Annotated in this window: 20 protein-coding genes; 13 read left to right on the top strand and 7 right to left on the bottom strand. The window is 49.1% G+C overall.

Going from position 1 to position 21,475, the window contains the following annotated elements:
- Positions 1–86: 86 nt before the first annotated feature.
- The 8 genes from HAV38_RS06935 (at position 87) to HAV38_RS06970 (ending at position 9,576) form a co-directional block, all read left to right on the top strand.
- The gene (locus HAV38_RS06935) at positions 87–1,673 is read left to right on the top strand and encodes a sensor histidine kinase (RefSeq protein ID WP_168053814.1); all 1,587 of its coding nucleotides are present in this window, start codon (positions 87–89) and stop codon (positions 1,671–1,673) included.
- Positions 1,674–1,797: 124 nt separating this feature from the next.
- The gene (locus HAV38_RS06940) at positions 1,798–2,181 is read left to right on the top strand and encodes a DUF4212 domain-containing protein (protein ID WP_168053816.1); all 384 of its coding nucleotides are present in this window, start codon (positions 1,798–1,800) and stop codon (positions 2,179–2,181) included.
- A complete protein-coding gene (locus HAV38_RS06945) occupies positions 2,171–4,222 on the top strand; it encodes a sodium:solute symporter family protein (protein ID WP_168053818.1) in 2,052 nt (683 codons plus the stop codon). Before HAV38_RS06940 ends, HAV38_RS06945 begins: the two co-directional genes overlap by 11 nt.
- 376 nt (positions 4,223–4,598) lie before the next feature.
- Complete coding sequence (locus HAV38_RS06950; RefSeq protein ID WP_168053819.1) at positions 4,599–5,078, top strand: cupin domain-containing protein; 480 nt, start codon at positions 4,599–4,601, stop codon at positions 5,076–5,078.
- 166 nt (positions 5,079–5,244) lie between these two features.
- Positions 5,245–6,660, top strand: a complete 1,416-nt coding sequence (locus tag HAV38_RS06955; RefSeq protein ID WP_168053821.1) for a circularly permuted type 2 ATP-grasp protein — start codon at positions 5,245–5,247, stop codon at positions 6,658–6,660.
- Between the two features lies 1 nt (position 6,661).
- Positions 6,662–7,735 (top strand): alpha-E domain-containing protein, encoded by a 1,074-nt coding sequence (locus HAV38_RS06960; protein WP_168053823.1) that lies wholly within the window; start codon positions 6,662–6,664, stop codon positions 7,733–7,735.
- Between the two features lie 5 nt (positions 7,736–7,740).
- Positions 7,741–8,544: a transglutaminase family protein gene (locus HAV38_RS06965; protein ID WP_168053825.1), complete on the top strand. Its 804-nt coding sequence runs from the start codon at positions 7,741–7,743 to the stop codon at positions 8,542–8,544.
- A 156-nt stretch (positions 8,545–8,700) separates the two neighbouring features.
- Positions 8,701–9,576 carry a proteasome-type protease gene (locus HAV38_RS06970; RefSeq protein WP_168053827.1) on the top strand — a complete coding sequence of 292 codons (876 nt, stop codon included), beginning with the start codon at positions 8,701–8,703 and terminating at the stop codon, positions 9,574–9,576.
- 8 nt (positions 9,577–9,584) lie between these two features.
- Here HAV38_RS06970 and HAV38_RS06975 read toward each other — a convergent pair whose 3' ends face one another.
- The 7 genes from HAV38_RS06975 to purM form a co-directional block, all read right to left on the bottom strand.
- Positions 9,585–11,405: an ATP-binding cassette domain-containing protein gene (locus HAV38_RS06975; protein ID WP_168053829.1), complete on the bottom strand. Its 1,821-nt coding sequence runs from the start codon at positions 11,403–11,405 to the stop codon at positions 9,585–9,587.
- A 55-nt stretch (positions 11,406–11,460) separates the two neighbouring features.
- Positions 11,461–11,931, bottom strand: a complete 471-nt coding sequence (locus HAV38_RS06980) for a lasso peptide biosynthesis B2 protein (protein ID WP_168053831.1) — start codon at positions 11,929–11,931, stop codon at positions 11,461–11,463.
- The gene (locus HAV38_RS06985) at positions 11,924–12,157 is read right to left on the bottom strand and encodes a hypothetical protein (protein ID WP_168053833.1); all 234 of its coding nucleotides are present in this window, start codon (positions 12,155–12,157) and stop codon (positions 11,924–11,926) included. The genes HAV38_RS06980 and HAV38_RS06985 overlap by 8 nt, the downstream gene beginning before the upstream one ends.
- On the bottom strand, positions 12,154–13,734 hold the full coding sequence (locus HAV38_RS06990) for an asparagine synthase-related protein (RefSeq protein ID WP_168053835.1): 1,581 nt from the start codon (positions 13,732–13,734) through the stop codon (positions 12,154–12,156). Before HAV38_RS06990 ends, HAV38_RS06985 begins: the two co-directional genes overlap by 4 nt.
- Before the next feature lie 56 nt (positions 13,735–13,790).
- Complete coding sequence (locus tag HAV38_RS06995) at positions 13,791–13,955, bottom strand: hypothetical protein (RefSeq protein ID WP_168053837.1); 165 nt, start codon at positions 13,953–13,955, stop codon at positions 13,791–13,793.
- 708 nt (positions 13,956–14,663) lie between these two features.
- Positions 14,664–14,918 carry a hypothetical protein gene (locus HAV38_RS07000; RefSeq protein WP_168053839.1) on the bottom strand — a complete coding sequence of 85 codons (255 nt, stop codon included), beginning with the start codon at positions 14,916–14,918 and terminating at the stop codon, positions 14,664–14,666.
- A gap of 483 nt (positions 14,919–15,401) precedes the next feature.
- Positions 15,402–16,445, bottom strand: a complete 1,044-nt coding sequence (purM, locus tag HAV38_RS07005; RefSeq protein WP_168053841.1) for a phosphoribosylformylglycinamidine cyclo-ligase — start codon at positions 16,443–16,445, stop codon at positions 15,402–15,404.
- 153 nt (positions 16,446–16,598) lie between these two features.
- Here purM and HAV38_RS07010 point away from each other — a divergent pair, with 153 nt between their 5' ends.
- The 5 genes from HAV38_RS07010 to folK all read left to right on the top strand — a co-directional run bounded on the left by HAV38_RS07010 (position 16,599) and on the right by folK (position 21,416).
- Positions 16,599–17,681: an AI-2E family transporter gene (locus HAV38_RS07010; RefSeq protein ID WP_168053843.1), complete on the top strand. Its 1,083-nt coding sequence runs from the start codon at positions 16,599–16,601 to the stop codon at positions 17,679–17,681.
- A 245-nt stretch (positions 17,682–17,926) separates the two neighbouring features.
- Positions 17,927–18,676 carry a DnaA regulatory inactivator Hda gene (gene hda / locus HAV38_RS07015; RefSeq protein ID WP_168053845.1) on the top strand — a complete coding sequence of 250 codons (750 nt, stop codon included), beginning with the start codon at positions 17,927–17,929 and terminating at the stop codon, positions 18,674–18,676.
- Positions 18,673–19,344: a histidinol-phosphatase gene (locus HAV38_RS07020; RefSeq protein ID WP_168053847.1), complete on the top strand. Its 672-nt coding sequence runs from the start codon at positions 18,673–18,675 to the stop codon at positions 19,342–19,344. Before hda ends, HAV38_RS07020 begins: the two co-directional genes overlap by 4 nt.
- A gap of 198 nt (positions 19,345–19,542) precedes the next feature.
- Positions 19,543–20,925, top strand: coding sequence for a polynucleotide adenylyltransferase PcnB (pcnB, locus tag HAV38_RS07025; protein WP_168053849.1), 1,383 nt, complete (start codon positions 19,543–19,545; stop codon positions 20,923–20,925).
- Positions 20,926–20,927: 2 nt separating this feature from the next.
- Positions 20,928–21,416, top strand: coding sequence for a 2-amino-4-hydroxy-6-hydroxymethyldihydropteridine diphosphokinase (gene folK, locus HAV38_RS07030; protein ID WP_168053851.1), 489 nt, complete (start codon positions 20,928–20,930; stop codon positions 21,414–21,416).
- Positions 21,417–21,475 lie beyond the last annotated feature (59 nt).

The raw sequence follows: 21,475 nt of genomic DNA on the forward strand, positions 1-21,475 counted from the left end.
GATCATGCTCACACTGTACTCAAAGCGTGATGCGCAACCCTCAACACGCTCATACGTGATGAGGGGTTAACGAACTGACTTAACCTATGACAGATCAGATTGTGGATCGGGCCGCGCAATATCCTGACGAAGCTTCGGAAACCGCACCCCTACAACCGCATGCGCTTGATTTCGGCAGCAGCCTCCTGCCGGAGACAGAATCTAAAGAACGGATTCAGCGCTCGTTATTCGGCGAAATCCTGGATTGGATGCTAGTGCCTTTGCTGTTACTGTGGCCGATGAGTATCGCCATCACTTATCTGGTAGCAAAATCCATCGCCAATCAACCATTTGATCGCGCACTGGACGATAGCGTAACCGTGCTCTCCCAGCAGGTCACTCAGGCCAATGGCAAAGTGGTGACGCGATTATCAGGCGCGGCGCGTGATTTTTTGCGCGCCGACGACATTGACAACATCTACTTTTTGATTACCGGTCCAAAAGGGGAATATGTAGACGGCGATCGTGAAATGCCCGCCATTGCGCCCGATGAAGATCCTCCGCATGCCGGCACTGTACAATTTCGCAATGGTTCGATGCATGGCACGGACGTGCGCGTCGCTTATACCTATATTGATTTGCGCAACGACGTGGCCAGCACTAACGTCAATGACCCGGCACCGCCGATGGCGCTAATTCAGGTAGGTGAGACGCTGGAGAAACGCGCGCAACTGGCCAACGAGATCATTAAGGGCGTGATCCTGCCACAATTTTTGATATTGCCGATCGCATTGGCTTTAGTCTGGTTTGCGTTGTCGCGCGGTTTATCACCACTGTCCGAATTGCAGCAACGCATACGCGCGCGCAGACCCGACGATTTAAGTCCGATCGACTCGGGACAAGTACCGGAAGAGATATCGCCACTGGTGCGCTCGCTCAACGATATGCTGGCCCGACTCTCGCAGACGATACAGACGCAAAAGCGCTTTATTGCTGATGCCGCACATCAAATGAAAACGCCGCTGGCTGGCATGCGGATGCAATCGGAACTAGCGCTGCGTCAAACCGATGGCAACGATATTCGACGCTCGCTTGAACAATTAGCCAAAAGTTCCGATTCTGCAACGCGCCTTGTAAATCAGCTACTGTCGCTGGCGCGCGCAGAAAATCAAACACAGGAAAGCACCGCACTGGTCCCGATAGAGTTATCCGAACTGGCGCGCAATGTGATTGGCGATTGGGTGCAGGCATCATTTACGCAGCGAATAGATCTCGGATTTGAGGAAGGACCGTATCCACTGACGGTGATCGGCAACCCGATCATGCTGCGCGAGTTAATGAGCAATCTCATCGATAACGCCTTGCATTACACACCCGCCGGTGGCCACGTTACGTTGCGCATCCGGCCCGGCGAAAGCTGGCAGGAAGGGATCCTTGAAGTAGAGGATACCGGTCCCGGCATTCCACCGGCCGAGCGCGAGCGGGTTTTTGAGCGCTTCTATCGCATTCTCGATAGCAATCTTTCTGGCAGCGGACTCGGGCTCGCAATCGTGCGTGAAATTGCACAGCAACATAATGCGGAAGTCGCCATTTTTTACAATCCGCGCTGTCCTGATCCGAAGCAGCCGGGGTGTTTGTTTCGTGTCACTTTCAGATTGCGTTCGGGGGTGATCCTGCAGGATGAATATCGCTAAAAATATGGCTAAATACGTCGCTAGAACCTAATAACTAAAAATGTATTTTGGTGCCATCAACAATACTCCGCAATACGCCTGACGGCAGCGGGTTTAAAGCTTCCTGAATTTTTGTATTCTTATAATGACCATGGTCCAATCCAGCCTACACCACGCCGTTACATCCAGTGCCCGACATTGGCGCAGGACCAAAACGCTGACTTTTTGCCTGTTGCTCGTGTGGGGGCTGGTGACGTTTTTGGTAGTATTTTTTGCGCGCGAGCTGTCGAGTCTAACCTTGTTCGGATGGCCGCTTTCGTTTTATATGGCCGCGCAGGGCCTGGTCGTCGTTTATCTCTTCATCGTAGTCATCTATACCTGGCAAATGCAGCGCTTCGACCGCGATGCGGCATTAGAAGGAGCATTAGAAGCAGCATTAAAGGCAGCGCTAGAGGCGCGCGACCTTACTTCTCAGTCGATCCAGCCGTCCCAACCAACACAAGTCAATCGGGTCGACTATGAAAAATAAGTCCTTTCTGGCGCGTCTGACACGCTATTACGCTTGGTATACGGCTGGCTTTATCGGCTTTCTGATTATTCTGGCGATCCTCGAAAAAGAGGGCTTCCCGCGTTCGTGGATCGGCTATCTGTTTATGTTCGCGACCATCGCGCTGTATGCCGGCATCGGCGTAGTCAGCCGGACTTCCGACGTGTCGGAGTATTACGTTGCAGGACGTCGCGTGCCAGGCATATTTAATGGCATGGCGACCGCAGCAGACTGGATCTCCGCGGCTACATTTATCAGTCTGGCCGGGGGGCTATATTTGCAGGGATTCGATGGACTGGCCTATATTATCGGCTGGACCGGTGGCTATTGTCTGGTGGCTTTGCTGATCGCTCCTTATTTGCGCAAGTTTGGCCAATACACCATTCCCGACTTTTTGGCAGCGCGCTATAACGGCAATGCTGGCGCGCGATTTGGCGGCAATCCGGTACGACTTTTAGCGGTCATTGCTACCGTCCTGATCTCGTTTACTTACGTCGTTGCGCAGATTTACGGTGTCGGCCTCATCACATCCCGATTCACGGGTGTTGATTTTTCGGTCGGCATCTTTCTGGGCCTTGCGAGTATTCTGGTCTGTTCATTTTTAGGCGGGATGCGGGCGATCACATGGACGCAAGTGGCGCAATACGTGATTATTCTTTTTGCGTATCTGATTCCTGTTATTTGGCTGTCGGCCAAACACACCCACAATCCGATACCGCAACTGGCGTATGGCTCAGTCATGACGCAGCTTAGCGATATCGAACAAACGTTGAGCGACGATCCCAAGGAACTGGAAGTACGCAATATCTATCGCGCGCGCGCCGACTTGCTTGGTAAACGCCTCAACAATTTGCCGCAATCCTGGACGCAAGGCAGAATTGAAGCCCAGCGCCAGCTTAAAGTCTTGAAACATAATAGCGAGACCTCGCTCATTGAGATTCGGGCCGCCAATCGCAAGTTAAGCGATTATCCCAAATCGCCGGAAGAGGCCAGACTGGTCTGGATGGATGCCAGGGCCATGAATCTGGCCCATGCCGAACCGCCGACGCCACAAGCGACGCCGTTCCCTGGGAAGGATAAGGAAGCCTCAGATATCAAGCGGAATAACTTTTTAGCGGTAGTTTTTTGTCTGATGCTGGGCACCGCAGCGTTGCCGCATGTTCTGATGCGTTATTACACGACACCGTCTGTGCAAGAAACCCGTAAGTCGGTGTTCTGGACATTATTTTTTATCTTGTTGATCTACCTGACAGTTCCCGCCCTGGCGGTGCTGGTCAAGTACGATATCTATACTTCGCTGGTCGGTACGGAATATACGCATCTGCCTAATTGGGTCTCCTACTGGGCCAATATCGATAAAACAAATCCGCTCGTCAGCATCGTTGATCTTAACCACGACGGCATCGTACAACTGTCTGAAATCACACTCGATGGCGACATGATCGTATTGGCGACGCCCGAGATTGCCGGATTGCCTTATTTTATTTCCGGTTTGGTCGCCGCTGGCGGATTGGCCGCAGCGCTGTCGACTGCAGATGGCTTATTGTTGACGATCTCAAACGCGTTGTCGCATGACGTTTATTACAAAATAATCGACCCTGTTGCATCCACGCAAAAGCGGGTGACGATTTCTAAATTACTGCTGTTAGTTGTCGCGTTGCTGGCGGCGTACACGGCCTCGCTGAAGCCTGGGGATATTTTGTCAATGGTGGGCGCGGCCTTTTCGCTGGCCGGCTCGGCGCTGTTCCCAGCCCTCATGCTAGGGGTGTTTTGGAAAAGAGCCAATCAGCAAGGCGCTATTGCGGGAATCGTTGCGGGATTCGGTATCTGCGTGTTTTACATGCTGCATACGCTTCCTGCATTCGGCGGAACGGTCGCAGGTCAATGGTTTCACATTGCCCCGATCTCGGCGGGGGTTTTTGGCGTACCGGCGGGGTTATTGGCGATGGTCGTCGTAAGCCTATTGACGCCACCACCCGATGCGCGAACCATGGCGTTGGTTGATTACATCCGTGCGCCCTGACGGCAATCAGAACTCCACGTAAAGTCGCCGAAATGGAAAAAAAGCCAAAAGATCATCGAGCCTTGTCGTTATTGCCTTATAAAATTTCAAGCTACTTCGTTGCGGACAAACGCTAAAAATCATATTCCATTTCACAGCGCGAGATTGGCACGACAATTGCTTCAGTAAATGATATAAATTCTCTTCTGTGTGCCGATATTTCGCCTACCGCACGAGGCCGAATCAGGAGTAGAGTTAAGACATATTTTGCGCGTATGCGTTGTATGTAGCTGTTAAGTCTCTCGGAAACAGTCCATGCGACCAATTTATCCAGGTTGTTAAACCTGAACGTTGTCATGGGGTGTTTATTTCGTATTTTGCATGAAAGGAAAATGCAATGGATGCGCAAAACACTAATGACCAACTCGTCTCAAAAAACGCGTTTTCACACATACGCGAAGGCGACACCGCATTTGAAACCGGCGGTCTTCGGGATTTTTTTCAATATCGCGACCTCGGTATAAGCGCCGCTACCGGCGGACAGGTCGTCGCCCAGTTGGTGAAGGCCAATCGCGCACCAGAAGAGGGCACCGGCTGGCATCGGCATGAGGCGAATTTCCACATCGTGTATATGCTCAAAGGCTGGGCCCGCTTTATGTACGAAGATCAGTTAACGCTGGTCTGCGCGGGCGATTGTGTGCACCAGCGCCCCGGAATAGTGCACTTTTTGTTTGATTACTCCCCAGATATGGAATATCTGGAAGTCGCCGGCCCCGCCAACTTCACTTCTATAGACGCCCCTGCTCCATGCGCGGTCCCTAAACCCACGCCTTGGTATACAGAGCTAACGGCGACCTCCCCCATCAATAGCGAGTAACGTCGCATGGCCAAACGTCGCGACACCTTAAATGGTGCAAGGTGGTTGCTACGCAGTATGAATAATGCTATTTTGATAAAACTAAAACTAAACCATATAGATGAAGAGTCAACGCAATTTGTTGCTCTTTTGACATTTACGTCCCAAACTACGACGAAGTAAGGTTATGGCAAAATTTTTCAATGAAATGTACACGGACGGCGGCGATGTCGCACGTCCTCATTATGATGAATTTTCTAATTGGCTCGGACAGCAATCTGCTGAAACCATTGCTAGAAAACGCGTCGAAGCGGATGTCATTTTCCGACGTGTTGGAATTACCTTCGCGGTGTATGGCAACGATGCGGGCACCGAACGCCTGATTCCTTTCGACATTATTCCGCGCATCATTCATGCGGCAGAATGGTCGGTACTGGAAGCGGGACTTATCCAGCGCGTCAAAGCGCTAAATATGTTCATTCACGATATCTATCACGATCAGAACATCATCAAAGCAGGCGTGATCCCGGCTGAACAAATCTACCGCAACGCCCAGTACCGGCCAGAAATGCAGGGCATTTCCGTCGCGTCAGATATCTACGCGCATATTGCGGGCGTCGACATTGTGCGTGCCGGTCAAGGTGAGTTTTACGTACTGGAAGACAATTTGCGGGTGCCATCCGGCGTGTCTTATATGCTGGAAGACCGCAAGATGATGATGCGCCTGTTTCCTGAATTGTTCACCCGCCATAAAATTGCCCCGGTTGATCACTATCCCGACATGTTGCTCGACAATCTGCGCTCGGTTGCGCCAGTGGGCGTCACCGATCCAACCGTCGTGATCATGACACCCGGCATGTATAACTCAGCCTATTTTGAGCACGCGTTCCTGGCCCAGCAAATGGGCGTGGAACTGGTCGAAGGCAAAGACTTGTTTGTTGACGACAACGCGGTCTATATGCGCACTACACGCGGCCCAAAACGGGTGGACGTGATTTATCGCCGAATCGATGATGACTATCTTGATCCTCTGGCCTTCCGCCCGGATTCCACTCTAGGCGTACCCGGTTTGCTGTCTGTATATCGGGCCGGTGGCGTAACGCTGGCAAACGCTATCGGTACCGGCGTCGCTGACGATAAATCAATTTATCCTTACGTGCCCGACATGATCAAGTTTTATATGGCGGAGAAACCCATTCTAAACAATGTTCCAACATTTCAGTGCCGCAAAAAAGACGACCTGGCATATACGCTGGCGAACCTGAAGGATCTGGTAGTCAAGGAAGTCCACGGCGCTGGCGGCTATGGTATGTTGGTAGGTCCGGCATCCACCAAGCAAGAAATCGAAGACTTCCGCGCACGCGTCATCGCTAATCCAGAAGGCTACATCGCGCAGCCAACGCTGGCGCTTTCGGCCTGCCCGACCTATGTCGACGCAGGTATTGCCCCGCGCCATATCGACCTGCGCCCGTTCGTTCTCTCGGGCAAAAGCGTTTCAATGGTGCGTGGCGGCCTTACCCGTGTGGCACTTAAAGAAGGTTCGCTCGTAGTCAACTCCTCCCAAGGCGGCGGCACCAAAGATACCTGGATACTGGAGAAATAGCATGTTAAGCCGCACCGCAGATCACCTGTTCTGGATGGCCCGTTATACCGAACGCGCCGAAAACATTGCACGCATGCTAGATGTCCATCTGCAAACCGGCATGTTGCCGCAGCCGGCAGAAGACGTAGAACAAGGCTGGCGCGCGCTGTTGGGTATTTCCGAATTGCAGGAAGCTTATGACAAACGGCATAAAACGCTGACACCAAAAAATGTCATCGATTTTATGGTGCGCGATCCTGAAAATTCATCATCTGTTTCCGCTTGCCTTACGCAAGCCCGGGAAAACGCGCGCGCTGTCCGCGGAGCGTTGACTACCGAGGCGTGGGAAATTCAGAACGCCACCTGGCTCAAAATGCAGACGTATCTAAAAACCAATTCACTGGAACAAAATCCGGCTGAATTTTTTGAATGGGTAAAACATCGTTCACACCTCTCGCGAGGCGTCACTATCGGTACGATGCTGAAGGATGAAGCATTTCATTTCATCCGCCTGGGTACTTTTTTAGAACGCGCCGACAATACCGCACGAATCATCGACGTCAGGTTTCATAACGCCAAAGATAAGCACCAAAAACAAGCGCAATCACAAACCCAGACGCTAGCTCAGATGCAAGCTCAGATGCAAGATACAGCGCCAGATCTCAATCTGGATCAAGATCCAGAACAAACACGGGAACAAGCACCTACACTAGACGCTAAAGCCGAGCCGCAAATTGACTTTTACTATTGGGCCGCAATTTTGCGATCCGTGTCAGCGTTTGAAATTTACCGCAAAGTGTATCGCGATGTCATCACGCCCGCCCGCGTCGCCGATTTGCTGATTTTGCGCACCGATATGCCGCGTTCGCTAGCAGCTTGTCTTGAAGAGGTGGTCAATAATCTGCGGCACGTTAGTAATAATGCTTCGGCCGATACCGAGCGATTCGCAGGCAAACTTCACGCAGAACTAAAGTTCAGCAGCATTGACGAAATTCTCGATGCAGGCCTGCACGATTATCTGACATTGTTTTTTGATCGTATCTTTGACTTGGGCAACCGGATCAGTCGGGACTTTCTGGTTCCCCTGGCGGCCTGACCAATATGCTCCTGACCATCAGGCACGAGACGATTTATCGCTACACTGAAGAACTGACTTATACAATTCAACAGTTGCGGCTAACGCCGCGTGCCGAAGCGCATCAGCGCACCATTGACTGGCATATCACTAGCACAGGTGCACGCCATCCGTTTGTCGATGCCTTCGGCAATCTGAGTCATATGTTGACGATTACAATTCCACATACCTACGTCCGCATCGTGGCAGAGGGCACTGTCGCGGTCACCCCCTTATTTTTGGGAAGGCTGCCGCAACAGGGGACTTTTTCACCGTTCGTATTCACGGTTGCATCGCCCCTCACACAGCCGACATCAGCGATTATCGCGTTTGCTCACAAGCATCTCATCAAAGGCGCAAACAGCAATCAATTACTTGCGCTGGCACAGGCCATTTGCGGCACCGTGGCCTACCAGAGCGGTAGCACGCTTGTCACAAGCAGCGCGGATGATGCGTTGCGACTAGGCCGAGGCGTGTGTCAGGACCACGCCCACTTATTCCTGGCTTGCTGCCATGTGGTCGGGATACCGGCTTGCTACGTTTCCGGTTATATCGATCCCGGCAATAGCGATCACGCCGAAAGCCATGCGTGGGTCGATGCGTGGGTCGAGCAGGCCGATTTCACAGGATGGATTAGTATCGACGTCACCCATGCGTGCTTTGCGAGCAATGCTTATTGCCGGCTGGCAATAGGACGCGATTACGAATCGGCCGCACCAGTTCGGGGCGTACGCCGCGGCGGAGGTGCAGAAACATTGAGCGTAAACGTCAACGTAATAGCAACAACATAAAGCGCATTATTTGTCACAAAATGTCTCATAAGAAATAATTGTGTAAATAATAAACTGCACACTTTTTGGGAAGTTGAGATCGGTTTTTAGATTAGATGATCGGGATTAAATCGCTATGCTGTAGAATCAATTTTTTTGCATTCCGAGCATTACATCATGACTTATTGCGTTGCTATGCGCCTCAAAACCGGACTGGTTTTTTTGTCTGATTCCCGTACCAATGCGGGTGTTGATCACGTCAGCACTTTTCGTAAGATGAGTGTATTTGAGAATTCGGGAGATCGATTGCTGGTCATGATGACCGCGGGCAACTTATCCATTTCCCAATCGATCAAACAGATTATCTCGGAACACGTCAATCCCGATGGGAAGACTATCTGGAACGCCGAATCGATGTTCGAGGCCGCACAGATCGTAGGAGCGGCCATTCGCTCAGTGTATGAGCGTGACGCCAGCGCGCTTCAGAACTTTGGTATCGACTTCAACGTCGGCGTCATTTTTGGCGGCCAGATCAAAGGTGAGCGATGCCGTTTATTTCAGATCTATTCGGCCGGTAATTTCATCGAAGCGCATGATGAAAACCCGTACTTCCAGATTGGCGAATCCAAGTACGGCAAACCGATTATTGATCGCGTGCTCGCAGGCTCCGAAATCACACTGGACCAGGCTGCCAAGTGTGCATTGATATCAATGGATTCGACCTTGCGCTCTAACTTATCGGTGGGCTTGCCCCTCGACTTGCTGGTGTATGAAAGCGAACAGCTTGCGCTGACCCGCTTCGTTACCATCGACTCAAAAAATGAATATTTCAAGTCCATCTCAAGCGGCTGGTCCAGTCGTTTGAGAGAAGTATTTGATGAAATCGAAGATCCGGTTTGGTACACCACAGCGACCATCGCAGAGTTAGCGTTAGCGCCATTAAAACCCGACTTGCGTCAGGCTTTGGTATCGATGCCGAAAGCCGGCTTCCGGGACAAAACAATGGCTGCACTCCAAACGCTGGCGCAAAGCGAAGCAACCGCGCAAAAATAGCGCTTGCATCATTCGCGTCGCCTGCGAGGGTGCCGGCTTTGCCTCTGAGCTCTTATCTCTGATCTCCCGCCTTGGCCTCTGCCGCCCCCGGTCAGAGGATTCTGTAGCAGCGATGCATCTCCCAGATCGATAACCGTATCGGCTATCTCAATCAACTCGTGGCGATGACTCACAACCACCATCGTCTCGACACGACCCCTGATTCTTTCAATTATTCTGCCGGCCCTGGCAGAGTCGATCGCCGACGTAGGCTCATCCATTAGCAGTATCTTGGTTTGCCTGACCAGCGCCCTTCCAATCGCGATACGCTGCTTCTCCCCGCCGGATAATGCCTTGCCCTGAATGCCAAGATCCAACGCCAAAACGTCGCTGCCATTGCAGCCGCCCAACTCGGTGATTTCTACCAGCGCGGCAATCTCCAGCAACGCATGATCGGGCACCGCCCGCTGCGTCCCGTATAACAGGTTCTCCCGCAAAGTACCGGAGAGGATGATCGGGTGTTGCAGGACGACCGACACTTCAGCGAACAGCGCGTTCTTTTCGACCGAACCGAGTGATTTACCTTCGAAAAAAATCTCCCCCTTTGATGGCTGAATGAACCCGATCAGCATCTTTATCAAGGTCGACTTTCCTGCGCCGGAAGGCCCACGGATAACGGTGAGCTGCTGGCTCTTAATGGTTAAAGAAAAATTTTCCAATATTCTGTTGCCGTCAAATTCCGTCACCACATTCTTCAGGACGAAAAGATCAGTTTTTTGCTCGTGATTTTGCTCATGACTTTGCTCGTGACTCTGCGCGTTTCGCTGTCCCTCAGCGGAGAGCGGCACGCTGTTTGCACCGCCGCAAGCAATTTCGATGGGCAATTGCAGATACGCTAGCGCGGCCCCTAATTGCACAAAATCTTTCCTGATATTGATAAATGACGACGACAAATAGGCCATCGGCAAAGTCAACTGAACGATATAGCCCGTCATCATAATAAAATCGCCTGCGCTTAAATTACCGACAAGATTTTGCTGGACCGTATAAAGCACGAACACGATAAGAATCGCACCGATTCCTAGCGATTGGATCACCATCAACATGCCGATTTGCCGGTTCCCTTGTGTGACCGCGCGTACATATCCAAGTAACTTATTGCGGATGATTTCATCTTCTTTGGGGTAGGCGTTATTCGCCTTCATCTCTTCGATAAAGTGTATTTTTTCGATCAGATGCGAGCTAAGATCGTTGCTCGCTCTCATTGTCAACGCGTGCGACGCCTGACTCTTCTTAGCCAGGAAGAAAGCCAGTCCCAAAATCGCCAGCAGAAGGATCAAAAATAATACGGCAGCACCTACTGAAATCAATTTCGCTAAAATCGAAAATACAAACACCAACTCGATAAAAACCGGAAATAACACCCAAAAAACTGAAAATGTAATCGCACTAAAACTGCCGCAACTGCGCGACATATCCGCAATGAACACACCAGGATCAAGCTTGTTGATCGTTCCCATAGGAAGGTGAATAAAATGCGTAAAAATGGATTTATGAAAACCGGCATCGCACCTGGCCAACACTGCCGCAGAAATAATATTTTTTACCCACTCCATCATCTTGGCAACGGTCCAGCAAATACCGTACGCACTGGCGATCATATAAATCATGAAAACGGTTTTGTGCGGCGCAGTGATCGCATTGGTAGTTTCCCGAAGCAGCAACGGCACCGCGGCGTTCAGTAACGCAATCAGGACGAGAAGTATCGAGGCAGACCCAAAGTGCCGGATGAATTTTGGGTAATTACTTTTGGTAAGCTGCAGTGCGTGGAGATAATTTTTTATGAGCATATTTAATATTATTTTAAAATAAATTATTAAGCGCTAGATTCTATTATCGTGATAACTAAACTCGAATTATTTCCGCTAAGTTTGTTTTTAAACTTTGCACATCTCCGCAAACCACGTTTTCTATTTCAACCCAAGCATGGGCTATGAAGTCATACTTCTGAACTCCTATTACAAATTCAGCAGTTATCTTATTTTTAAGTAATAATAAAAATAACGCAGTTGATATCTCCAAGCAATAGAATTGCCTTGTGAAAAATTTCTCAGCAATGAATATAGAAGAAAGTAACGAATCGACGGCATATCGCGAACTCTCTGCACTATTTAAATGTAATATCTTTATTTTCTCTTTACGCATCATTGTTAGCAAACCACCAACTCCCTTGGCATCTTTTTTGCGTTTTATTTTATAGAGAAAAATGAGAGTTTTTAATAACTGAAGAAAATTTATTTTTTTAGTCACTGGTTTAAACTGATTAGTTAATCTCCACTCATAATTATCCATTCCAATAGCTTGTTCTTTACGCACTATTATTTGTTTTTTCTTTTCCCCCGTATACGATCACGCCATTCGCTATTAGATTTTTTACTACAGATGAATCCATGTGCGTATCGCTATTCATAGCCGCAAGCAATATTATACTTTCATTTTTTCCCAATAAAATATATTGATTTTTAGCTTCAATCAAAATTATAAATTCGTCTTCAAGTAACATATGGTGACAAAAACTAGAAAAAATTAAATAGTTGTTCATTTAAATTTTCTTTCTGAAATCCGTCTATCCCAACTTTTAACAAACAACTCAAACGCGATAATCTTCATAAAATCATAAGGTATTCCGCCTAAACCAATCGACGAAGATATTAGTGTAGATTCAAATTTATCCAAGTCTAAAATTTCATGCTCATATAAATATCCGTTATAAACTAAATCCCTGATCTTTTCCCTTTTAGCATATAGTGACTTTTGAAAGACTCCTGTAACATGCCCCTTAGTTCTACGAAAGATAGCAGCGGAATTACATCTTGCGAATATTTCTTCTCTAAAAACAAGTCGATCTTGTGTAGAGTTAAATAAATCGTATACGGGAATATCCCGCGCATATGAAATAACTGGTGAGCTTGTCAGCGGAAAACTGAGGTGACAATTTTCAAATCGATTTTTTGAGTTACTATTTTCACATAGTGCTTGCTCTATACTATGATTCCTAAATTCTTCCCCATTTCCAAAGTGACCGTATTTCGTGCTGTGTTTATCAAAATATGCAGCACAAATTGAGGGTTTAATATAGCGATTTTTAACGTAACTCGTTTCCGACTTTCTTTGTAGATATTCTTTGATTACTTGAACTAGGCCGACCCGACGATAGCAGGACAACTCAAGCGATTTTTTTAGAAAAAAAGCTAATCCTTTGTCTTTCAAAGCTTCTCTCAGCATGTGAACCGTAGGCGAGGCGTAGAAAACATGATCGCCGCCATGCCCGTTCAATATAAGTGGATATTTGACATTCAGTTTTTCTATTGATTTCTGTATAAAACTGCGTCTAAATTTTTCGAAACAAATAGCTACGGAGGGATTATCTGGATATTTATCAACAGTAATTACTTCGAACAACATGTCAGGGTCAATATCAAATATCACATGCTCAATTCCTAAGCTAAGTGCTATTTTTGCCCCATGATTAACGTCATCATTTGAACTGCACCCATTTGATGCCCATGTTGCAGCCAGAATTTTTTTATCATTGATAGCTGCTACCTCATGAGCCGCGTACATCAAGGTTGTTGAGTCTAGTCCACCTGAAAATTCGATAATAATGCCGTCACATTCGTTGGCATTTTTTCGTATTTCTGCCGCTATTACCGCGTACAGATTAGAACACGGCGACCGGATTTCGTCTAAAAGAAATGTTGTGCTCACGTCCAATTTTTTGGAGGAATAGTCAATCGTTATGGAAGTACCGGGCGGTACTATTGAAACCCCTTTCCAAATCGTATTTAATCGATTGACTTCCCCCAAAAAAATAAAATTAAGTGCACAACTAATATCTATTTCTGGGGCGCAACCTAAAATTTTCGTTAAGTCACTCGAAAATATTATCTGGTCTTCCAAGGTCGAAATATAAAAGCTGCGTGTAGATTCCAGCCCATTTTTGATGATTAACTTCGACTCGTAAATCTCCATATTAAACGAGGTATTTTCATCATATAAGAAGTAGGACAGATTTCTAAAATTTCCATCCGGGGTCGTCAATCTGATCTGAGTATCCTGATAAGACTTGGGATAATTCAAATTATGAATTTCGAATTCATTTGCTATAATTTTTTTCATATTTTCGAGCTTCCAAAATATATTTAGGAAGCTCTATCTGACTCTCGTTCAAGTTCTTATGCAAAAGATCTCACAAAATAAGCTCCCTCAAGTATTGCCCCCCCAGGCGTGCCTTTCGTGTTTTGTGCTGCATCGATAACTACGATGCTGTCCTCGAATTTTTTTTCTTCCTTATTATTTATAGCATCGTCACGTTCAGTCACCAATAAAATATTTAACATAATAAAATATCCTTCTAGTTAGGTTTAAACGGCAAATTTAAAAAAGGCCCATGTATGCGCAATAATGTGCAGCGGTTATCTTCCCAGTGTCCAACCACTAATGAGTTAATTGGAAGCGCAACCAAATTCAAATTCAGAAATTTCCCTCTAAATTCAAATCACAAAGCCTGATAAACACAGTACGCGTTAAATGCAGAAATTAATACCCAGAATTATCTGAAAATAGCCAAGAATTATCTGTACTTAAACTAAGAATAGTCTTGGTTACGCTTGCAAAAATTGGGCAGTCATAGGAGAAGGAGAGATGCGTGCAAGCGCGATGTATAGCGTCAATTTATTTGATAACGCTCAAATACAGAGGAAGCGAGGAGCCCAGATTTGCGTGCAAGTCATGGATAAGGGAGCACTTCGTCCGGAGAGATGCGTAAGGCCTGTAACTTTTTCGAGGCGACTAACAGGCGCGCGAAGCGCGCTGTAAGTTTTTCGATGTGCTTAAGAAGCGCGCGAAACGCGGCGTGCGGAAACTTTAAAGTGTCGGCTGAATTTGAATGGTCGCATGACACTCAGGCGCTCCGAAATGCAGGACGCGCTAAAAACCGGCTTATCCAATAGCTCAATATTCCAGCGCGTATCATTCATGAATAAAAAAGAAATCGTGTTTGGGCCACTTAACGTCAAGTCTGCAAACGAGGCGGCGCCTTTGCCCGATCAAATGCAGGCTGAGTTTTGTAAGATAAATTGCTTATTTAGGAGGAGGATATCCAGAAAGTCTTCGGATCGATAGCTATCAGATGTGATGATCAAATAGTAGTCTTTCCAACCAACCGCTGCCTCGACGGTGCCGACCGGGATACGTTGTCCGGTAGCCTGGCCATTTATCCATATCTCGCTTTTCGGCGCGCCGACGCCTTCACTGCCCCAAATATATTTGATGCAAAATTCGTTAATGGTAAGTGTTCGCATAATTATTTTTATTAAGAAAGCTGACGCGGCGATGAGGGTGCAATGTGGATCGTTACTAATTGATGCACCACCGGCTAACGCGCCGCAACACTTAGCGGCCATGGGCACCAACACAATTGGAGATCGGTAGATTAACAGTGGCATGCGCTACTTGATATGAGATAGCACTGAAAATTACACAGACTTTTCTGTTGTTAGCCGAGATAATTCTATTTTTTTATGGCGAACGTTACCAAGAGAACGACCGGCAGACCAGTCGGTCTGACGTAACCGAAAATGCTACGAGAAGAAAGCGTAGCCAGCACCACCTGGATGTGCGCGGGATGGGGCAAGGCGAATAGCCAGCGGATGTCGCTCTTAACGATCTGAGCGATCTGAGCGATTACGGAGGCAAGCTGACTTAAAAACGGGCCTGCGAAAAAAAGGCCACCGAAATATCGGCAGCCATTTTGACATCAACCTGCTTAACCTGCATAAGCGAATTTACAACACGATTGTTTGCGCTTCGCCTTCTGCCCGGATACGGATTTCACCGATTTTGAATACCGTTTCGCCCGCTGATTGCAGTTGCGCAAATGCCGCGTCTGCATTTTCTTTGGCGACGATTACCGCCATGCCGATACCGCAGTTGAAGACGCGATGCATCTCGTCGTCAGCAACGCCGCCATGCTGTTGCAGCCACGAGAACAGTGGCGGCATGGTCCAACCGTCGCGATGCAGTTCAGCAGTAAGGTGGTCTTGCAACACACGCGGAATATTTTCGACCAGGCCGCCGCCGGTGATATGCACCATGCCTTTGACTTCCATCGATTCCATCAGGGCCAGTAATGGCTTGACGTAAATGCGGGTGGGTGCCATCAGCACATCTGCCAGTGGGCGACCGTGGAAATCGGCATTCAGGTCCGGATTCGCGACTGTCAGAATTTTGCGGACCAATGAGTAGCCGTTAGAATGCGCACCCGACGATGCCAGCCCCAGAATGACGTCACCGGGCGTAATTTTGGTGCCATCGATCAATTTCGATTTTTCTACTGCGCCCACTGCAAAACCGGCCAGATCGTACTCGCCATCCGGATACATACTTGGCATTTCTGCGGTTTCGCCGCCGATAAGCGCGCAACCGGCTTGCTCGCAACCTTGGGCGATGCCTTTGATGACATCGGTGGCACTGGCTACGTCAAGTTTTCCGCAGGCGAAATAATCCAGGAAAAATAGCGGTTCGGCACCTTGCACCAAAATGTCGTTGACGCTCATGGCGACCAGATCGATACCGACGGTGTCATGGCGATTCAGCATAAAAGCGAGTTTTAACTTGGTGCCGACGCCATCGGTGCCGGAGACCAGTACTGGCTCCTTAAATTTTTTGCTAATCTCGAATAATGCACCGAAGCCGCCGATGCCGCCCATGACGCCTTCACGCATAGTGCGCTTGGCAAATGGCTTGATGGCCTCGACTAAAGCGTCGCCGGCGTCCATATCGACACCGGCGTCGCGATAAGAAAGTGAAACATTGGATGTTGAAGTCATGATGTGATTGCCAGCATAGGCGGTAAAATAGAAGAATTCGTCCGCGCATAACAAAATAACCATAAGTATTCACTCTATTAGTGTGCCTACTTTGTCTTGTTACCGCGATAAATACGCTATTTTATCAAACCGATTCAACTATCCCCCAATTACATGCCATTTTCTTTTACCGACGAACAAAAACAAACAATGTTGTGGTTAGTTGTGGGGACGTTGCTCATAGCGCTATTTGTGGCGTTGGGGCCGATCATGGCTCCCTTTGTGGCCTCCGCTATCCTGGCCTACGCTTTGAACCCGGGCGTAGACTGGCTGGCACGGCGACGTATTGGGAAGTTCCACTTACCAAGGGCCATGGCTGTTTTGATTGTGATGTTGATTTTACTGCTTGCTGTTTTGGCAATTATTCTGATCGTAATTCCCGTTTTGCGGACTGAGTTTCCTTTGCTGCAAAGTCAAATTCCAAGCTTTTTGACTAAGCTTGATAATGTGATCGGTCCTCATCTGGAGGACTTTGGCATTCATTTCCGACTTAGTAGCAGCGGTATCAAAGAGATGCTGGCCAAGCAAATGGCGACCAGCGGCGACGAGATATGGGCGGCGGTACTGGCCTCGGCCAAGGTCGGGGGTACGGCAGTGCTTGGCTGGATCACAACACTATTGCTGGTACCGATCGTGTTATTTTATTTGCTACTGGACTGGCACATTTTTCTGGCAAAAGTGGGCAAGCTGGTACCGATGCGCTGGCATGCAAAAACCAACGATATGGCCCGGGAAGTCGATGGTTTATTGGCGCAATACTTCCGCGGTCAATTACTGGTCATGCTGGTGCTGGCGATCTATTATTCTGCCGGGCTGGCGATCGCCGGCTTTGACGTGGCGCTGCCGGTGGGTATCATCACGGGTCTGCTCGTTTTTATCCCTTACGTTGGTTTTGGGTTAGGTCTGATCCTGGCGCTAATTGCAGCAATGTTGCAGTTTAGCGGTTTTCACGGTCTGATTGCCGTAGCGATTGTGTACGGGTTGGGTCAGGTGCTGGAGAGTTTTTTTCTAACGCCACGACTAGTGGGAGAGCGGATTGGACTGCATCCGCTAGTTGTTATTTTTGCATTAATGGCGTTTGGACAGCTATTTGGTTTTGTCGGAGTCTTGCTGGCGTTACCAACTTCGGCGATTATGTCGGTAATCGTCAAACATGTCCGCATGCATTATCTTAGTAGCAGCTTTTATAATATGTAAAATAGACATCTTTCGGATTCTGTAGTGCCTGGCGAATGTGGCGAAGGATGTTAGTCCATTCTTCCGCCGATCTGCATGTGCAAAAACCAATCCCGTTGCTACAGTTTATGCACTTTGAGCGTTTGACCTTCGCAATGCTGCTTACGATGCGGAAGAGTCTGACGTCCTTACGATATCGATCAACGTAATAATGAAAAAGTAGCTAAAGTAGTAACTAAGTAGCAATTAAGTATGAGAAACTCAGCATGAGGCAGTTATTACTCGATATCACGACCGACGACGCTCAGACCCTCGATACTTTTGTCGTTGGCAACAATGCCGAGGTGTTGCAATTTTTACAACAACTGACAGCGCCGTCCGCTTCCGCGATCACTGCCCGCGGAGATCGCTTTGTGTATCTGTGGGGCCAATCCGGCGCTGGCAAAAGCCATTTGCTGCAGGCCTTTGCGCGCGCTACCAACGCGCACCTGATTAGTGCTGCCGACTTAAACGCACATCATGTGGCCCATGCGACCGAATACAATGAGGCCTACAGTGCAGGTTTATTTCACTTTTCGCCCGAAGACACCGGTTATCTGATCGATGATTGCGACAAGTTATGCGCTGACGACCAGATTCTGGCATTTGCGCTGTTTAACCAAATTCGTGAACATGGTGGCTGGCTAATTACGAGCGGCGCGCAACCGCCGGCAGAATTAACGCATACGGTGCGTGAAGACTTGCGCACCCGACTTGGCTGGGGACTGATCTATCAATTGCATGGCTTAAGCGACGAAGAAAAAATCTCTACACTATCCCAGGCAGCGCAAGCCCGAGGTCTTACCCTGTCGAGTGGCGTGCTACCCTATCTCATTACACATTTTCGACGCGATATGCGTTCGTTAATGGAAAAGCTGGATGAACTTGATCGTTATTCGCTGGAAACCAAGCGCCCTATAACCCTGCCGTTATTACGCAGCCTGTTACAACTCGAATCTGAAGAAAAATCACTATGAATCTGGCCCTTTTCGACCTAGACCACACCTTGCTGCCGATTGACTCGGATTTTGAATGGGGTCAGTTTTTGATCCGTATCGGTGCCGTCGATGCCGACCTATTCCAAAAAAGCAATGCAGAGTGGTTTGCACACTATCAGGCGGGGACGCTTGACCCGGTAAAGTATCTCGAGTTCACCTTCGGTACGCTATCGACCTTTCCGCGCAAGCAACTGGATGCATGGCACGCGCAGTTTATGAAAGAAGTCATCCTGCCGAGGATCACACCACAGGCACTGGATCTGCTGCAACAACATCATGATGCGGGCGATCTGGTGGCTATCGTGACCGCTACCAATAGTTTTGTAACCGAACCGATTGCCAAGGCACTGGGCGTCGATTTTCTGATTGCGTCCGATCCAGAGACCACCGATGAAGGCGAAATCACAGGTAAACTGCTAGATACGCCGACCTACGGACCTGGCAAGGTTATTCATACGCATGCCTGGCTGGCGACCATGGATATGACGTTAGCGAGCTTTCCCCGTACTTTTTTCTATAGCGATTCGCATAACGACTTGCCACTACTTTTGCTGGTCACCGATCCGATCGCGACCAACCCGAACGCTCAGCTTAAAGCGCATGCCGACGCCCATGGCTGGTCGATATTGCAATTATTCGACGAATAGAGATAACACTAAAACTAAACACCGCATAAAACCACCCGCAATTGCCTCGGTATGTATGATGCTGCAAACCCGCAGGGTTTGTAATGATGCCGACCAGCGTCGCCTATTTAGCATTTGTAGACGCGGGGCATGTGGGGTGTTTTTTTCGAGGTCGTCTCCCGTCGAGACGACGCCAGGCCAACAACTACTCTAAGCACAATGATCAAAAAGCTGATTCGCTCCATTCTGGGACCCAAAAAAAAGGCGAACGACCATACCAAGCCAGTGGTATTAAGCCCCAAGCAACATGGTATTGACCCGCAACTGGTGTCGCCAAATGCGATACGGGTCACTAGTACGTTGCAAGAGGCCGGTTTTAAGGCATTCATCGTCGGTGGTGCGGTGCGCGATCTGCTACTGGGCGTCAAGCCAAAAGATTTCGATGTCGCTACCAACGCCACGCCCGAACAGGTCAAGCGCTTGTTCCGGCGCGCTTTTCTGATCGGTAAGCGATTTCAGATCGTCCACGTGATGTTTGGTCAGGAGTTGATCGAAGTAACGACCTTTCGCGGTGCCTCTTCAACGGGAGCGCCAAAGGATGAGCACGGGCGCGTGCTACGCGACAATACCTTCGGCGAGCAACATGAGGACGCCGTGCGTCGCGACTTTACGATTAACGCCATGTATTACGATCCGAGTAGCCAAAGCGTCCTTGATTACCATGGCGGCATTGCCGACATTCGCGCTAAAACCTTGCGCATCATTGGTGTTCCCGAGGCCCGCTACCGTGAAGATCCGGTGCGGATGTTGCGCATCGTCCGCTTTGCCGCCAAGCTCAACTTCACCATCGAGCCCGAAACCCGTGCGCCCATTCCTGTCATGGCCACGCTAATCAACAACGTACCGACCGCACGCGTGTTCGATGAAATGCTGAAGCTATTGATGAGCGGTCATGCGCTGGCTTGTTTGCAACAACTCCGAAAAGAAGGTTTGCATCACGGTTTGCTGCCCTTACTGGACGTGGTGCTAGAACAGCCAATGGGGGAAAAGTTTGTCACCCTGGCGCTCGCCAATACCGACCAGCGCGTACTGCAAGGCAAACCGGTATCTCCCGGCTTCCTTTTCGCATCGTTGCTATGGCATCAGGTGCTGGAAAAATGGACGGCCTATCAGGCGACGGGAGAATTTCCTATTCCTGCATTGCACTTAGCGGCGGACGACGTGCTTAACGCACAAACCGACAAGTTGGCACTGCAACGCAAAATTGCGTCGGACATGCGCGATATCTGGGCCATGCAGCCGCGCTTTGAGCGCCGCGTCGGCAAAGCGCCCTACAAGTTGCTGGAGCATATCCGACTGCGTGCCGGTTATGACTTTCTGCTGTTACGTTGCGCCTCGGGCGAACTGAATAGCGAACTCGGCGAATGGTGGACCGCTTTTATGGAAGCCGACGGCAGCGGTCGCGAGCTTTTGCTGGCACAGAAGCCAAAACTGGCCAACGAAGGGCCGCCGCCAAAAAAACGTGCGCGTCGGCGTAGCCCGCGTAGCACCAGTGGCCCCGGTACCAGTGGCAACAGCAACGACACACAAGATGGCGCGTAACGATGGTTGAGGCACCAAGCGTCACCGCCTATATCGGTATCGGTGCGAATTTAGGCGATGCACAGGGACAAGTAATCAGTGCAATAGTGCAACTTGGCGCGTTACCGCAAACCACATTAAGCGCCCAGTCCAGCCTGTTTCGCACTGCGCCGATTGCGTCCAGCGGCGATGATTATGTCAACGCGGTAGTGCGTCTCGACACCCAACTTGGGCCCCATGCGCTGCTGCAAGCACTGCAAGATATCGAACAACGGTTTGGCCGGGAACGTCCCTATCCCAATGCGCCGCGCACACTGGATCTTGACCTGTTGTTATACGGGACGATGACGATAGACGATGCTACATTGACCGTACCGCACCCGCGCATGATGCTACGCGCGTTTGTATTAATTCCGTTGCTACAGATCGATCCGTTTATTACCGTTCCCGGACAGGGCGATGCGCATCAATTTGTCCCGCAAATAGACGATCAGGCAATCGCTAAAATATAACAATTTTTCTTTTAGGCAACCTTTGCACACAATTCGCATCGATATAAAGCCTATGCCGG

This window comes from Glaciimonas immobilis, from assembly GCF_011947285.1.
Lineage (GTDB): Bacteria > Pseudomonadota > Gammaproteobacteria > Burkholderiales > Burkholderiaceae_D > Glaciimonas > Glaciimonas immobilis.

Coding starts and splice junctions, on each gene's coding strand:
- HAV38_RS06940 (WP_168053816.1), top strand. CDS start 1,798: ATGACCATGGTCCAATCCAGCCTACACCACGCCGTTACATCCAGTGCC.
- hda (WP_168053845.1), top strand. CDS start 17,927: ATGAGGCAGTTATTACTCGATATCACGACCGACGACGCTCAGACCCTC.
- HAV38_RS06975 (WP_168053829.1), bottom strand. CDS start 11,405: ATGCTCATAAAAAATTATCTCCACGCACTGCAGCTTACCAAAAGTAAT.
- purM (WP_168053841.1), bottom strand. CDS start 16,445: ATGACTTCAACATCCAATGTTTCACTTTCTTATCGCGACGCCGGTGTC.
- HAV38_RS06960 (WP_168053823.1), top strand. CDS start 6,662: ATGTTAAGCCGCACCGCAGATCACCTGTTCTGGATGGCCCGTTATACC.
- folK (WP_168053851.1), top strand. CDS start 20,928: ATGGTTGAGGCACCAAGCGTCACCGCCTATATCGGTATCGGTGCGAAT.
- HAV38_RS06970 (WP_168053827.1), top strand. CDS start 8,701: ATGACTTATTGCGTTGCTATGCGCCTCAAAACCGGACTGGTTTTTTTG.
- HAV38_RS06950 (WP_168053819.1), top strand. CDS start 4,599: ATGGATGCGCAAAACACTAATGACCAACTCGTCTCAAAAAACGCGTTT.
- HAV38_RS06935 (WP_168053814.1), top strand. CDS start 87: ATGACAGATCAGATTGTGGATCGGGCCGCGCAATATCCTGACGAAGCT.
- HAV38_RS06965 (WP_168053825.1), top strand. CDS start 7,741: ATGCTCCTGACCATCAGGCACGAGACGATTTATCGCTACACTGAAGAA.
- HAV38_RS06990 (WP_168053835.1), bottom strand. CDS start 13,734: ATGAAAAAAATTATAGCAAATGAATTCGAAATTCATAATTTGAATTAT.
- pcnB (WP_168053849.1), top strand. CDS start 19,543: ATGATCAAAAAGCTGATTCGCTCCATTCTGGGACCCAAAAAAAAGGCG.
- HAV38_RS06995 (WP_168053837.1), bottom strand. CDS start 13,955: ATGTTAAATATTTTATTGGTGACTGAACGTGACGATGCTATAAATAAT.
- HAV38_RS07020 (WP_168053847.1), top strand. CDS start 18,673: ATGAATCTGGCCCTTTTCGACCTAGACCACACCTTGCTGCCGATTGAC.
- HAV38_RS07010 (WP_168053843.1), top strand. CDS start 16,599: ATGCCATTTTCTTTTACCGACGAACAAAAACAAACAATGTTGTGGTTA.
- HAV38_RS07000 (WP_168053839.1), bottom strand. CDS start 14,918: ATGCGAACACTTACCATTAACGAATTTTGCATCAAATATATTTGGGGC.
- HAV38_RS06985 (WP_168053833.1), bottom strand. CDS start 12,157: ATGAACAACTATTTAATTTTTTCTAGTTTTTGTCACCATATGTTACTT.
- HAV38_RS06955 (WP_168053821.1), top strand. CDS start 5,245: ATGGCAAAATTTTTCAATGAAATGTACACGGACGGCGGCGATGTCGCA.
- HAV38_RS06945 (WP_168053818.1), top strand. CDS start 2,171: ATGAAAAATAAGTCCTTTCTGGCGCGTCTGACACGCTATTACGCTTGG.